At 74.1% G+C, this 13,823-nt stretch carries 14 protein-coding genes; 7 read left to right on the top strand and 7 right to left on the bottom strand.

What is annotated here, in order from left to right; genetic code table 11:
• Positions 1-86: 86 nt before the first annotated feature.
• The 4 genes from lpxC to recN all read left to right on the top strand — a co-directional run bounded on the left by lpxC (position 87) and on the right by recN (position 4,784).
• Positions 87-983 carry a UDP-3-O-acyl-N-acetylglucosamine deacetylase gene (gene lpxC, locus BLV24_RS18730; RefSeq protein ID WP_092684696.1) on the top strand — a complete coding sequence of 299 codons (897 nt, stop codon included), beginning with the start codon at positions 87-89 and terminating at the stop codon, positions 981-983.
• Between the two features lie 80 nt (positions 984-1,063).
• Positions 1,064-2,161: an NAD(P)/FAD-dependent oxidoreductase gene (locus BLV24_RS18725; protein ID WP_176954831.1), complete on the top strand. Its 1,098-nt coding sequence runs from the start codon at positions 1,064-1,066 to the stop codon at positions 2,159-2,161.
• Positions 2,162-2,265: 104 nt separating this feature from the next.
• Positions 2,266-3,105: an outer membrane protein assembly factor BamD gene (locus BLV24_RS18720; RefSeq protein WP_092684692.1), complete on the top strand. Its 840-nt coding sequence runs from the start codon at positions 2,266-2,268 to the stop codon at positions 3,103-3,105.
• A gap of 20 nt (positions 3,106-3,125) precedes the next feature.
• On the top strand, positions 3,126-4,784 hold the full coding sequence (recN, locus tag BLV24_RS18715; RefSeq protein WP_092684690.1) for a DNA repair protein RecN: 1,659 nt from the start codon (positions 3,126-3,128) through the stop codon (positions 4,782-4,784).
• A gap of 132 nt (positions 4,785-4,916) precedes the next feature.
• On the opposite strand, the gene BLV24_RS18710 is transcribed toward recN, so the two are convergent.
• From BLV24_RS18710 to BLV24_RS18690, 5 genes are all read right to left on the bottom strand, one after another.
• Positions 4,917-5,351, bottom strand: coding sequence for a DUF1330 domain-containing protein (locus BLV24_RS18710; RefSeq protein ID WP_092684688.1), 435 nt, complete (start codon positions 5,349-5,351; stop codon positions 4,917-4,919).
• A 61-nt stretch (positions 5,352-5,412) separates the two neighbouring features.
• Positions 5,413-5,901 (bottom strand): SgcJ/EcaC family oxidoreductase, encoded by a 489-nt coding sequence (locus BLV24_RS18705; protein ID WP_092684686.1) that lies wholly within the window; start codon positions 5,899-5,901, stop codon positions 5,413-5,415.
• The gene (locus tag BLV24_RS18700; protein ID WP_092684684.1) at positions 5,901-7,274 is read right to left on the bottom strand and encodes an FAD-binding oxidoreductase; all 1,374 of its coding nucleotides are present in this window, start codon (positions 7,272-7,274) and stop codon (positions 5,901-5,903) included. The genes BLV24_RS18705 and BLV24_RS18700 overlap by 1 nt, the downstream gene beginning before the upstream one ends.
• A gap of 92 nt (positions 7,275-7,366) precedes the next feature.
• Entirely contained in the window at positions 7,367-8,836 is a 1,470-nt protein-coding gene (locus tag BLV24_RS18695; RefSeq protein ID WP_092684682.1) for a PepSY-associated TM helix domain-containing protein, read from the bottom strand.
• 149 nt (positions 8,837-8,985) lie between these two features.
• Positions 8,986-9,429 (bottom strand): DUF2946 family protein, encoded by a 444-nt coding sequence (locus BLV24_RS18690; protein ID WP_176954830.1) that lies wholly within the window; start codon positions 9,427-9,429, stop codon positions 8,986-8,988.
• Between the two features lie 438 nt (positions 9,430-9,867).
• Here BLV24_RS18690 and BLV24_RS22100 point away from each other — a divergent pair, with 438 nt between their 5' ends.
• From BLV24_RS22100 to BLV24_RS18675, 3 genes are all read left to right on the top strand, one after another.
• The gene (locus BLV24_RS22100; protein ID WP_176954829.1) at positions 9,868-10,413 is read left to right on the top strand and encodes a thioesterase family protein; all 546 of its coding nucleotides are present in this window, start codon (positions 9,868-9,870) and stop codon (positions 10,411-10,413) included.
• Between the two features lie 102 nt (positions 10,414-10,515).
• The gene (locus BLV24_RS18680; protein ID WP_092684676.1) at positions 10,516-12,264 is read left to right on the top strand and encodes a chloride channel protein; all 1,749 of its coding nucleotides are present in this window, start codon (positions 10,516-10,518) and stop codon (positions 12,262-12,264) included.
• A 191-nt stretch (positions 12,265-12,455) separates the two neighbouring features.
• On the top strand, positions 12,456-12,629 hold the full coding sequence (locus tag BLV24_RS18675) for a DUF1328 domain-containing protein (protein WP_092684674.1): 174 nt from the start codon (positions 12,456-12,458) through the stop codon (positions 12,627-12,629).
• Positions 12,630-12,765: 136 nt separating this feature from the next.
• On the opposite strand, the gene BLV24_RS18670 is transcribed toward BLV24_RS18675, so the two are convergent.
• Both BLV24_RS18670 and BLV24_RS18665 read right to left on the bottom strand, forming a co-directional pair.
• A complete protein-coding gene (locus BLV24_RS18670; RefSeq protein WP_092684672.1) occupies positions 12,766-13,344 on the bottom strand; it encodes a GNAT family N-acetyltransferase in 579 nt (192 codons plus the stop codon).
• Between the two features lie 108 nt (positions 13,345-13,452).
• Positions 13,453-13,821: a DUF427 domain-containing protein gene (locus BLV24_RS18665; RefSeq protein ID WP_092684670.1), complete on the bottom strand. Its 369-nt coding sequence runs from the start codon at positions 13,819-13,821 to the stop codon at positions 13,453-13,455.
• Positions 13,822-13,823 lie beyond the last annotated feature (2 nt).

The following is a 13,823-nucleotide window of genomic DNA, read 5'->3' as shown; positions in this document are numbered from 1 at the left end:
GGCCCCAAGCGGGGACGCGCCGGGAAACCGGGGCCGGACAAGCCGGACGGCGAGGCGGGCGCAGCTTCTTGAACCAAGAGGGCGACATGCAGGCGACGGTACGCAACGCGATCGAATTCCGCGGCCAGGGGCTCCACTCGGGCCGACCGGCGCGGCTGCGCATCCTGCCCGCCTCGGGCAATTACGGCATCTGGTTCAAGCGGGTCGACGTGACCGACCGCGATCCGATGATCCAGGCGCGCTGGGACCTCGTGTCCGACACCCGCCTGTGCACCGTGATCTCCAACCGCGAAGGCGTCTCGGTCTCGACCATCGAACACATCATGGCCGCGCTCGCCGGCTGCGGCGTGGGCAACGCGCTGGTGGAGATCGACGGCCCCGAGATCCCGATCATGGACGGCTCCGCCGCGGCCTTCGCCGAGGCGATCCGCGGCGCCGGCCTGCGCGCCGTGCATGGGGAGGCGCGGGCCATCCGCATCCTTCGCCCGGTGGAGATCGAGGATCACGGCCGCACCGCGCGCCTTGAGCCCGCGTCCCGCTTCGAGATCGATTTCGGCATCGACTTCGCCGACAAGGCCATCGGCGCCCAGTCGCTGAACCTGACGCTGGTCAACGGCGCCTTCATGGAGCATCTCGCCGACTGCCGCACCTTCTGCCGCAAGGCCGAGGTCGAGGCGATGCAGCAGGCGGGGCTGGCGCTGGGCGGGTCGCTGGCCAATGCGATCGTGGTCGATGGCGACGCGGTGGTGAACCCCGAGGGGCTGCGCCGTCCCGACGAATTCGTGCGCCACAAGATGCTGGACGCGGTGGGCGACCTGGCGCTGGCCGGCGCTCCGATCATCGGCCGCTATATCGGCCGGCGCGGCGGGCACGAGATGAACAACCTCATCCTGCGCGCGCTGTTCGCCCGGCCCGACGCCTGGCGGTTCGAGGTCGACGGCATGCCCGCTCATGACGTGATGGGCCTGCGCGCCGCCGCCTGATCCGCGACGCCATGCTTTCCACGCCCGTCCCGCCGACCGCGGGGCGGGCGTTTCCGCATCCGCTGTTCCGGTCATCCCGCATGTCCCGCGACTCCGCCGCCCGCCCCGCCGTGCTGATCGTGGGCGCGGGAATCGCCGGCGCGGCGCTGGCGCTGGACCTGGCCCGGCGCGGCGCGCGGGTGCGGCTGGTCGAGGCCGCGGCCGGCCCCGCCGCCGGCTGCACCGGGGCCGCGTTCGGCTGGCTCAACATGCTGATGGCCCCGGCCTCCGCCGACGCGGCGACCCTGGCCGAGCGGCGCGCGGCGCTGGCCGACTGGCGGCGGCTGGACCGGGACCTGCGCGGCGCCACGGGACTGCGGGAGCTTCCGGCGCTGACCTGGGCGGCGCGCCCGGCGGAGACCCGCGCGCTCGCCCGTCGCGCCGGCGCCCGTCTGCTGACCCGCCCCGCCATCGCCGCGCGGTTCCCGCAGCTTCGCCGCCCGCCCGCGCTCGCCGCGCTGGAGCCGCGCAGCGCGGTGGTCGAGCCCGAGCGCGCCGTCCGCGCCCTGCTGACCGCCGCCCGCGCCGCCGGCGCCTGCATCACCTTCGGCCTGCGCGCCGAGCGCCTGGTGATCGAGGCGGGCCGCGTCCGGGGGATCGAGACCGCCGCCGGCCCGATCCGCGCCGATCACGTGACGCTCTGCGCCGGGGCGGGGAGCGCGGCGCTGCTGACGGAGGCGGGTTTGCCTGAGGCGGCGGGCGCCCTGCGCCTCTCCCCCGCGGTCCGGCTGGAGTTTCCCTCCGGCGGGGCGGGGGTTCCCGATGCGGTGATCTCCGGCCCCGGGTTCGAGATCCGGCCGGGAGGGCGCGCCGGGACGCGCTTCGGGTTCGGGAGCGGGCTGACCGGCGCGGCCTCCGCCTCCGACGGGCCCGCCGCCGGTCGCCGCGCGGCGGCGGCGATCCGCGCGGCCTTCGCCGGTCCCCTCCGGCCCGGCCCGCCGGCGGCCCGGATCGGGCTGCGGCCCATGCCCGCGGGCGGCGCCCCGATCCTCGGCCCCGTGGCGGGCGCGGAGGGGCTGGGCCTGCTCTTCGCGCATCCCGGCCTGATCCTCGCCCCCCGGCTCGCCGCCCGTCACGCCCGCGCGATCCTGGACGATCCGGTCCGCCCGCCCTTGCGACCGCCCCGCCTGACCGCGTAAACCCGGGGACCGGGGCCGCGCGCCGCCAGCGCGCGCCCCGCCGGAATTCGGGGCCCCGCCGCGGGCGGACCCAAGCTGGAAGCCGAACAAAGGACCGCCTCGCGATGATCCGCTTCTCTCCGGCCAGGCTGGCCCTGGCCCTCGTTCTCGCGACCCTGGCCGCCTGCTCCGACGACGACAAGGACCCGTTCTACGACCCCTATGCCGGGCGCTCCGCCGCCGAGATCTACGCCGAGGGCGAGGCGCTGCTGAACGCCGGCGACGAGATGCAGGCCGCCCAGGCCTTCGAGGAGCTGGAGCGCGTCCACCCCTATTCGGAGTGGTCCAAGCGGGCGATGATCATGGCCGCCTTCTCCTATTACCAGGCGGGCGAGTTCGACAGCGCCGTGGCCGCCGCCCAGCGCTACATCTCCTTCTTCCCGTCCGACCCGGAAGCCGCCTACGCCCAGTACATCGTGGCCATGTCCTTCTACGACCAGATCGTCGACGTGGCCCGCGACCAGGGCGCGACCGAGCGCGCGTTGCAGGAGCTGGAGGAAGTGGTCCGCCGCTATCCCAACAGCGAATACGCCCGCGAGGCGCGGCTGAAGATCGACCTCGCCCGCGATCAGCTGGCGGGCAAGGAAATGGCCATCGGCCGCTACTATCTGGGCCAGGGCAACTACATCGCCGCCATCAACCGCTTCAAGGCGGTGCTCAGCTTCTACCAGACCACCTCGCAGACGCCGGAGGCGCTGCACCGGCTGGTGGAGGCCTATCTGAGCCTGGGCATCGAATCCGAGGCCCGCACCGCGGCGGCGATCCTGGGGCACAATTATCCGGGCTCGCCCTGGTACGAGGCCACCTACGCCATGATGCAGGGCGCCGACATCGCGCCGTTCGAGGACCCTGAGAGCTGGATCTCCAAGGTCTTCCGCCGCGTGACCACCGGCGACACGATCTGAGCCGGCGGGAGCGGCCCGCCATGCTTCGCAGCCTGGATATCAGGGACATCGTGCTGATCGAGCGGCTCTCGCTCGACCTGTCGGCGGGGCTGAACGCACTGACCGGGGAGACGGGGGCCGGCAAGTCGATCCTGCTCGACGCGCTGGGCCTGGCGCTGGGCGGCGCGGGGCGGGCCGACATGCTGCGCGCCGGGGCGAAGGAGGGCTCGGTCGCGGCCGAGTTCGACTGTCCCGAAGGCCATCCGGCGCGAGAGATCATGGCCGAGGCCGGGATCTCGGCTTCGGGCGACGCGGTGATCCTGCGGCGGCGGCTGTCGGGGGGGCGGGCCTCGGGCTTCGTCAACGACCAGCGCGCCTCGGCGGAGCTGCTGCGGGCGGTGGGCGAGACCCTGATCGAGATCCATGGCCAGCATGACGACCGCGGGCTGCTGAACCCGCGCGGGCACCGGGCGATCCTGGACGCGTTCGCCGGGGTGGCGGGGGTGTTGGCGGAGTGCCGGGCGGCCTGGGACAAGGCGCGGGTCGCCGAACGGGCGCTGGAGACGGCGCGGGCCGCGGCGGCGGAGGCGGAGCGCGACGCGGATTTCCTGCGCCATGCGGCGGGCGAGCTGGCGGAGCTGGACCCGCAGCCCGGCGAGGACGAGGCGCTGGACGCCGAGCGCCGGCTGATGAAGGCCGCCGAGCGCATCCGCGAGGACGTGGCCCGCGCCGCCCAGGCGCTCGGCCCCGACGAGGGCGCCGAGGGCCGCATGGCCGACGCCGCCCGCTGGCTGGTCGACGCCGCCGACGCGGCCGAGGGCCGGCTGGAGGCGCCGCTCTCCGCGCTGGAACGCGCGCTGACCGAGCTTGGCGAAGCCCAGTCGGGGATCGAGGCCGCGCTGGACGCGCTGGAATTCGACCCGATGCGGCTGGAGCGGGCGGAGGAACGGCTCTTCGCCCTGCGCGGGCTGGCGCGCAAGCATCGGGTGGATGTGGAGGCGCTGCCGGCGCTGGCCGCGGATTTCGCCGCGAGGCTGGAGGCGCTGGACGGCGGCGAGGCCCGGCTGGGCGCGCTGGAGGCCGAGGCGCGGGAGGCCGAGGCGGGCTGGCGGGCCTGCGCGATGCGTCTGCGCGCGGCTCGCGCCGAGGCGGCGGGCCGGCTCGACCGGGCGGTGACGGGGGAGTTGGCGCCCCTGAAGCTGGACCGGGCGGTGTTCTCCACCGAAGTGGCCGAGGGCGCGCCGGGGCCGGAGGGGCTCGATCGCGTGGAATTCCGCATCGCCGCCAATCCCGGCGCGCCGGCGGGGCCGCTGGCCAGGGTCGCCTCGGGCGGCGAGCTGAGTCGGGTGCTGCTGGCGCTGAAGGTCTGTCTCTCCGGCGGGGTCGAGGGCAGCCGGGCGATGATCTTCGACGAGATCGACCGCGGCGTCGGCGGCGCCACCGCGGCGGCGGTGGGGGCGCGGCTCTCGGCGCTGGCCGCGGGCGGGGCGCAGGTGCTGGTGGTCACGCATTCGCCGCAGGTGGCGGCGCGGGCGGACCGGCACTACCGGATCGAAAAGCGGATGGACGCGGAGACGACCCGCACCGAAGTCACCGTGCTGGCCCCCGCGGCGCGGGAGGACGAGATCGCCCGCATGCTGGCCGGCGAGACCGTCACCGACGCCGCCCGCGACGCCGCCCGCGCCCTGCTGGGGGGCTAGGCGCCCTCCCCCCTCTCGACCCACGCCGCCGCTGTCCTGCGCCGCGCCTGCGCGACCGCGCCGGCCGCGCCCGGTCCGCCTGCGCGGCGCCCGCTTGAGGGACGCGCCGCGTCGGGGGCCGGGCGCCCGCGCTCAGCCGAAGACGGCGCCGGCTTCGGCGGGCGCGCAGCGGATCAGGCGCGACGTCGCGACCGCCGCCTGCCGGTGCTTCACCGCCTGCTGGTAGACCGGGTCGGTGACCATCGCGAGGAAGGAGGAGGCGGTCGGGTAGCTGGCCACGAAGACCTCGTCCCAGGCCTCGTCCTCCGGCCCGATCAGCACGCAGCGGAAATCCCCGCGCCAGGCGATGGCGCCGCCCACCTTCGAGAACACCGGCGCGCTGTCGCGGCCGTAATTGGCATAGGCCTCGGCGCCCGTGAGCCCGGCGCCGGCGAGCGCATGGCCCGCCTCGTATTCGGCGCGGTCGCGGAAACGGACCAGGTTGAGCATCGCCAGCGGCTCGTCGCGGGGCAGGGCCTTGAAGGCCTCGAAGGCGCTTCGGGTCGGGTCGATACAGGCTTCGGTCATGGGAACTCCTCCTGGGTTGGCCGGGATCTGATCCGCCCCGGTCCGGGATGTCTTGCGCCGGTCAGGCGTAGCGGGCGGGGGCGAGGGCGCCGGTATCGGCGTCCGCCACCCGCGTCTCGGCGCCCGGGGCGATGTCGGTGTTCTGGGCGGCGACGATGCGCCAGCCCTCGGGCCGCGTCTCGCATACGAAGATCAGCATCGCCCGGCGCGGACCGGCGGCGGCGCCGTCGGGGCCGATCTGGCCCTCCATCCGGGCGCGGACCCGGGCGATGGCGGCGAAGGGGCCGAGCGCGCGGGTCTCCAGCCGTTCCTCGGTCAGAACGGCGCCGGCGAAATAGGTCCGGAAGGCCACGCCATGGGTTCGCCCGATCCGCCCCGCGCCATGCCACCACAGCCCCGCCACGTTCACGAAATCCGCGTCGCGCGCGAACAGCGCGGCCAGCGCCTCCGCGTCATGGGCCGACCAGCAGGCGAGGAAGGCGCGGGCCAGCCGGGCGGCCTCGCCCTCCGGGTCCGGATTCGGGTTCGGGCCGGGCGCGGCGCCGGCCATCAGTTCACGTCCAGCATCTTGCCGGGATTGAAGATGCCCTTGGGGTCGATCATCCGCTTGATCTCCACCATCAGGTCCACCGCGGCCCCGTGCTCGGCCCGCATCCACGGCGTCTTGCCGGCGCCGATCCCGTGCTCCCCCGACATGGTGCCGCCCAGCGCGATCGCGCGCTCGCACCAGGTCCCGGCGAGCTGCTTGACCTTCTTCAGCTCCTCCGGCCGGTCGGGGTCGAAGCTGAGACCCGCGTGGAAGTTCCCGTCCCCCACATGGCCGACGATCGCCCCGTCCATGCCCAGCGCCTCCATGTCGGCGCGCGCGCCCAGCAGCATCTCCGCCAGCCGCGAGATCGGCACGCAGACATCGGTGGAGATCCCCTTTGCGCCCGGCCGCTGCGCGCGCATGGCGTAGAAGAAGTTGTGCCGGGCCTTCCACAGGTTGGCGCGCTCCTCGGCGTTGGAGGTCCATTTGAAGCCGAGCCCGCCATGGTCGGCGGCGATCTCTCCGAACACTTCCGCCTGCTCCTTCACCCCGGATTCGGAGCCGTGGAATTCCAGGAACAGGTGCGGCTGGTCGGGCAGGCCGAGCTTGCCCCAGTCGTTGACCGCCGAGATCGAGCGGCGGTCGAGAAACTCGATCCGCGCCACGGGCACGCCCATCTGGATGGTCTGGATGACCGCGTTGACGGCGCCCTCGATGGTTTCGAAGGCGCAGGTGGCCGCCGACACCGCCTCCGGCTGGCCCCAGAGCCGCACGGTCAGTTCGGTGATGATGCCCAGCGTGCCCTCGGAGCCGACCAGCAGCCCCTTCAGGTCATAGCCGGTGGAGGATTTGCGGGCCCGCGATCCGGCGCGGATGACGCGGCCGTCGGGCAGGACGGCTTCCAGCGCCATGACGTTCTCGCGCATGGTGCCGTAGCGCACGGCGTTGGTGCCCGAGGCGCGGGTGGCCGCCATGCCGCCCAGCGTGGCGTTGGCGCCCGGATCGACCGAGAAGAACAGGCCGGTGTCGCGCAGATAGGCGTTGAGCTCCTCACGCGTGATGCCGGGCTGGACGACGGCGTCCATGTCGTCCTGGTGGACCTCCAGCACCTTGTTCATGCGCCCGAGGTCGAGGCTGATCCCCCCCTGCACCGCCAGCGCGTGACCTTCGAGGCTGGTGCCCACGCCCCAGGGCGTGATCGGGCAGGATTCGGCCGCGCAGATCTTCACGATCTCGGAGACCTGTTCGGTGGTCTCGGGGAAGATCACCGCATCGGGGAGCGCGTCGGGGTGCCAGCTCTCGTCGTGGCCGTGATGCTCGCGGATGACCTGGGCGGTGCTCAGCTGGTCGCCGAAGCGGTCGCGCAGGGTGGCGATGGCGTTTTCTATGGTCATGTGGGTCCTCCCGTCGGGGCGGAGCCTAGTCCCGTGCGACGCCGGGGGGAAGGTGGCGCGGGCGGAGCGGGGCCCCGCCCGCGCCGAGACGCCTAGGCCAGCCGGGCCCGCCAGGCGCCGGGAAGCGCGGCGTCGAGGGCCAGAACCGCCAGCAGGCTGAGCCCGGTCAGCGGGAACAGCGCGCAGCACACCGCCCCGATGACCAGCACCGCGCGGGGGGCGCGCCAGTCGCGGGGCGGGCGCGGGGCGCCGAGACCGCCGGCCGGGCGCCGCTTCCACCACATCGCCACGGCGGCGACGGCCATGGTCAGCATGCCGAGGCAGGCGGCCAGCATCACCAGCTGGTTGGTGCGCCCGAAGGCCTGGCCCATGTGGATCGAGACCCCCCATTCCGCCGCCGCCCCCAGCGCGCCGAGATCCGCGAGACCCATGTCGAACAGCACCTCGCCGGAATAGCGGTCCACGTGGATCACCTGCTCGCGGGTGATGTCGTCGGGATAGACCGAGGCGGTGAACACGCCGGTCTCGCCCCGCGGGAAGTTCAGCGTGTAGCCGGGATGGATGCCGCGGGCCTCGACGATCGCCACCACCTGGTCGAGCCCTGCGGGGACGCCCTCGACGGGCATGGCGGGGCTGGCGGCGGCGGGCACGTCGCCATGGGCGGCGTGGTCATGCGCGCCGGCGCCCGCATCGGGGGCCGCGTCGGGCACCGTGGAGGCCGGCATCGGCGCCTTTTCCAGCAGCCACGCGGTCCGGTCGAGCACGGCGCCCTGGGTCGGGGTCGATTCGGGATAGCTCCCCCAGTAGCCCGCGGGCATGCCGAGCCCCAGCGCGTCGGCGGTTTCGTAGAACTTCGCCCCCCAGAAGCCCGACCAGGGCATCCCGGACAAGGCCAGGAACACGATCACCACCCCGGCCCAGAGGCCGGTCACCGCGTGCAGGTCGCGCCAGAAGGGCCGGCCGGTCGCGCCGCGGCGCAGGCGGAAGACGCCCAGCCCCCGGCCCCGCGGCCACCACAGGTAGATCCCGGTGACGCAGAGCATCAGGACCCAGCCGGCCGCGGCCTCGATCACGCGCTCGCCGCCCCAACCCAGCAGGGCCAGCGAGTGCAGTTTCCGCACCGTCCACATCTCGGGCGAGCCGGCGGCGCCGCCGTCCCACAGCGCGCCCAGCACCTGGCCGTCATGGGGGTTCACGTAGACCAGCGAGGTCTCGCCGTCGGCGCCCCGCACCTTCACCGCGGCCGCGCGGTCGGGGGCGGGGGCGGGGGCCATGCCGCGGGCCTCGCCCGGATGGGCGGCGAGCGCCGCGGCGACGAGGGCGGAAGGGGGCGGGGGAGCGGCGTCGCCGGCCGCCGGGGCCTCGACGATGCGCAGGTCGCCGTGGAGCAGGTCGTTGATCTCGTCCTTGAAGAGGTAGAGCCCCCCGGTGACGGAAAGCAGGATCACGAAGGGCAGGACCAGAAGCCCCGCATAGAAGTGCCAGCGCCAGACGGCGCGGTAGAGGGCGTTGTCGCCCGGCGCCCGGCGCGCGGGCCGGGCCTGGATGGAAGCGTCGGTCATGGAGGTCGTCCTGGATCGGACCGGCGGCGCGTTCCGACAGGCGCCGACGCGCGCCGCGCCGCGCCGGGACGTGCCGGCGGGCGGGGGCGGTTCGGGGATGTCGGCGGCGCGCGCGGCGCGGCCCCGGTTTCTGGGTCAGGCTGAAAGGATCAGGGCAGGACCGGGACCGGGGGCGCGCGCGATCGGTAGGCGGCGGCCGGGGCGGAGGCCGGGGGCGCGCGTGGCGCGTGGGGGACGACGGAGGCGGCTTCGGGGGCCGGGACCGGGGCCTCGGGCGGGGCCGGGGCCTCCAGCGCGGCGGCGAGACCGAACCAGGGGCAGGGATCGGCGGCGATCCCGGCCGGAGCTTCGCCGTTCTCGGCGACGGGGGCCAGCGTCTCCAGCGAGATCCACAGCACGGTCCCGGCGCCCGAGCAGATCGGGACCTGCCCCTCATGCGCCGCGCCGCCGGGAACCATCGCCAGCGCGGCCCCGACGGCGCGCAGCGACAGCAGCAGGGCGGCGAGCGTGGCGAACATGACCGGCCCGACCGCCCGCGCGGGACGGCGCGAGGCGCGCGGCGAGGCCGGGCGGGGGCGCGGAGATCGGATCATGGTCGGGCACTCTGCGCCGGGCGGGCGCGCGCGCTCAATGCGACCCCGGGTCCGCATGCGCCCGGTCCCGCGAAAGCGCCGCGGCTTGTCCCGCGCCTCGCCCGTCGCCGGGCCTTGCGCACCGGGCGGGGCGCCGGCTGCGCAGGCTCCGCGACCGGCGCGTGCGTCCCTGTCCCGAGGGCTTGGGGCGCGGGGGCGCGCCGGCCACGGGGCCGGCCGCATCCTTGCGCGGCGGCGGGTCTGGCCACGGCGCCCCCGAACGCGCCCCCGAACGCGCTCCCGTCACCGCCTGCGCGCTTCCAATGCGACCCCGCGACCGCCCCATCCGGTTTGCAACCCCCTCGCCGCCGGGTCATGCTGCCCCACGGCCGGCCGCGCGCCGCCGCCAAGAAACGTCGACCGCCCGCGCACCGACGCGGGACACGGAGGAGCCCGCCCATGTCCGTCAGCTATCCCGCCTCAACCGCCGCCCCCGGGCCCGGAGACCCGATCCCGGTCTTCGAGGCGGCGCCGATCCTGACGCCGGAAATGGCCGTCCCGCCCGAGTGGATCGACTATAACGGCCACATGAACGTCGCCTATTACACGCGGGCCTTCGACGTCAGCTCCGAACATATCTTCGGCCCGATCCTCGGCGTCGGCGAGGCCTTCGCCAAGCGCGACCGCATGGGTCCGATGATCCTGCAGCAGACGCTGCACTACATCGGCGAACTGCTGGAGGGCGAGCGTTTCCACTGCGCCTACCGGCTGCTCGACTGGGACGCCAAGCGCCTGCATTTCTACGGCGAGATGCTGAAGGTCTCGGACGGCTCGCTCTGCGCGGTGTCGGAATCGCTGTCGATCAACGTCGATCTGGACGCGCGCAAGTCCGCGCCCTATCCGGACTGGGCGCAGGCGCGGATCGCGGCGCTGGGCGACGCGCAGGCCGGCCTGCCGCGGCCCGAGCGCGCGGGCTCCGCCATCGGCATCCGCCGCAAGGGCTGAGGCCCGTTCCCGATCCGGCGGACGGGGCAGGGGGCCTCGCCCCCCGATCCCGTTCCGGGCACCGCCATGCGGGGCCGCGCCCCTCCGGAGACCCAGACGAACATGGCCGACCGGCCCTCCATCTTCGCGCGCCTGCGCGCCTCGGTGCCCACGCGCCCGGGCGCATCGATCCTCGCGCGCCTGGGCGCGCTGCGGACCCAGACCCTGAGCCATGTCCGCGACCGTTTCGCCCGCGCCCGGGCGGCGGTGCGCCGGGACGGGCCGAGCCAGGCGCAGTTCTGGCTGATCGCGCTGCTGGTGGGCATCGGGGGCGGGGCCGCGGCGCTGGGGTTCCGGCTGGCGATCTCCTCGATCCAGACGCTGATCTACGGGGCCGACGACCATCGGCTGCACACCACGCTGGCCGGGCTGGACCCGGTGATCGTGGTGGGGGTGCCGATCCTCGGCGGGCTGGCGGTGGGGGTGATCCTGCACCTGTTCACGCCGGACGGGCGGGCGGGTTCCGTCGCCCAGGTGATCGAGGCCGCGGCCCTGCGCAACGGGCGGGTGCCGATCCGCTCGGGGCTGGCTTCGGCCGCGGCGTCGCTGATCACGCTGTCGACGGGCGGCTCGACGGGGCGGGAAGGGCCGGTGGTGCACCTGGCCTCGGTGATCTCGACCTGGGTGTCGGACCGCATCCACGCGGCGCCGGTCACCGCCCGCGACCTGCTGGGCTGCGCGGTGGCCGCGGCGGTGGCCGCCAGCTTCAACGCCCCGATCGCCGGCGCCCTGTTCGCGCTGGAGGTGGTGCTGCGCCATTTCGCGCTGCACGCCTTCGCGCCCATCGTCATCGCGGCCATCGCGGGCACGGTGATCTCGCGCCTCCAGATGGGCAACGTCGCCGAGTTCCGCCTGCCCGAGCATTCGCTCGCCTTCTACCAGGAGCTTCCGGCCTTCCTGATCCTCGGCCTGGTCAGCGGGTTGGCGGCGGTGGCGGTGATGAAGGCGGTGTTCCGGGCCGAGAGCTTCGGCGACGCGGTGCAGAGCCGCCTGCGCATGCCCGGCTGGCTGCGGCCCGGCGTGGCGGGGGCGATCCTGGGCGTGATCGCGCTGCAGTTCCCCCACATCATCGGCGTCGGCTACGAGACGACGACCCGCGTGCTCAAGGGCGATCTGGGCTTCCAGGACGCGGTGGTCTTCGCGGTGATCAAGGCGGTGGCGCTGGCCATCACGCTGGCCGGGCGCATGGGGGGCGGCGTTTTCTCGCCCTCGCTGATGCTGGGAGCGATGACCGGGCTCGCCTTCGGGCATGTGGCGGTGAACATCTTCCCGTCGGTCTCGGGGTCCGAGTCGCTTTACGCGCTGGCCGGCATGGGCGCTTTCGCGGCCGCCGTGCTGGGGGCGCCGCTGTCCACGGCGATGATCGTGTTCGAGCTGACCGGCGACTGGCAGGCGGGGATCGCGATCCTGGCCTCGGTGTCGATGGCGACGGTGGTTTCGGCCCGGTTCGTGGAGAAGAGCTTTTTCCTGACCCTGCTGGCCAAGCGCAACATCCGCATCGCGGGCGGGCCCGAGAGCTGGGTGCCCGGCACCATCCCGGTGCGCCATGTGCTGAGGCCGCGGGGGGCGGATGACTGCGCGTCGGACAGCGCCTGCTGGGCGCTGGTGGAGCAGGGCGCGCGGCTGGAGCGCACGGACACGCTGGAGAAGGCGCTGCCGATGTTCGAGTCCGCCAAGGGCATGACCATGATCCCGGTGGTGGAGACCCATGCCGACGGGCGCATGGACCTGATCGGGGCGGTCTACCACGTGGATGCGCTCAAGGCCTTCAACCGCGCCCTGATCGAGACCCACCGCGAGGAGCATTCCTGAGCCGCGCGGCCTAACCCGGTCTGGCGGGCGCGCGTGGGAGGCGGGCGCGGGGGAGGGGGCCGAAAAGCCTCCAAATCATCGAGCGATGGTCACGTTTGTCCGCATCGTCGCCGCAAAGTCGTCACAGGCCGACTTAGCTCTCTCCTCAGACGCGGTTTCGACAACCGTCCTGAAAACGAGGAGAACACGACATGCTGGGTTGGGCCCTGACTTTTCTGATCGTTGCGATCATCGCCGGCGTTCTTGGCTTCGGCGGCGTCGCCGCGGCCTCGGCGGGCATCGCCAAGATCATCTTCTTCGTCTTCGCGGTGTTGTTCATCATCGCCATGATCGCCCGCGCCGTGCGCGGCCGTCCGCCGGTCTGACGCCGGCGCCCCGCGCAGGATCGACTGACGCAGGATCGACCGAAACGGACGCCGCCGGTCCCCCCCAGGGGCCGGCGGCTTTCGGCGTTCCGGGGGCCGGCGCCCGGCCGGCGGAGCGGGACCCGGCGCGACGGGCTCAAGTCGGGGCGCGCAGGCGGCCGGCCGTCCGTGTCGCGTCGGCCTGCTCCTGCGGCTGCGGCAGACGATACACCCCGACCTCGCGCCCGCAGGTCGGGTCGACCGTTCTGCGGTCGAACACCATGCCGAGCTTGCGCATGATGCGCGCCGACGCCTGGTTCGCGACCTGATGAACGCTCACGATGTCCGTGAGGCTCAGGTCGTGCACGCCGAAGGACAGCGCGGCGGAAGCGGCCTCGGTCGCGTAGCCCCGCCCCCAGCTCGCCCTGGAGAACCTCCAGCCGATTTCGACCGCAGGCAGGATTTCCGGCAGAAAGCCCGGCCAGGACAACCCGGCGAAGCCGATCAGCTCGCCGGTGCGCCTGCGCTCGACCGCGAACAAGCCGAAGCCTCGCGCGCGCCACTCATGCTCGAACGACCGGATGGATCGCGCCGCCTCGGCCGGGGTCCGGGTCGCGCCGTTTCCGATATGGCGCATGACCTCCGCGTCGCCGCAGATCGCCGCGAAAGGGGCGTGGTCCTCGGGCTTCCAGCCCCTGAGCCGCAGCCGCTCGGTGGTGATCTCGCGTCGTGCCATGGCTTGCTTTCGGCGCAATGGCGGCGCAGTGGCGGCGCAGTGGCGGCGCAGTGGCGGCGCAGTGGCGGCGCAGGGGCGGCGCAGGGGCGGCGCAGGGGCGGCCGGCCCTCAGAGCTGCTCGACCGTCACCCGCTCCTGGTCGAAGGCGACATGGCCGGCGAGGTCCTCGGCCCCCGGGGCCGGGGTCTCCATCGCCCAGGCGGCGCCGCGGATGGCGCCGTTCATCGCCATGATGTCGTAGAGCCGCACCAGGCCCAGGCCGGGGCGGTCCTCGGTGGTCTGGGTCGGATCTAGGAAGGTCAGCGCGTCCTCCTTGGGAAACCAGACCTCGGGCTCCTCGACCCCGGGCGTCGTGGCGAGCTGGGCGCGCGTCGTCTCGGCGATCACGGCGCCCCAGGCGCGGACCACGCGGATGCCGGGGGCGGGCGAGATGCCCGGCGAGGACGGCGCGGCGGAGGCGGGGGTCTGGTCGGTCATGT

This window comes from Albimonas donghaensis, assembly GCF_900106695.1.
GTDB lineage: Bacteria > Pseudomonadota > Alphaproteobacteria > Rhodobacterales > Rhodobacteraceae > Albimonas > Albimonas donghaensis.
Note: the sequence above shows the minus strand (reverse complement) of the source record. Positions and strands in the feature narration are given on the sequence as shown.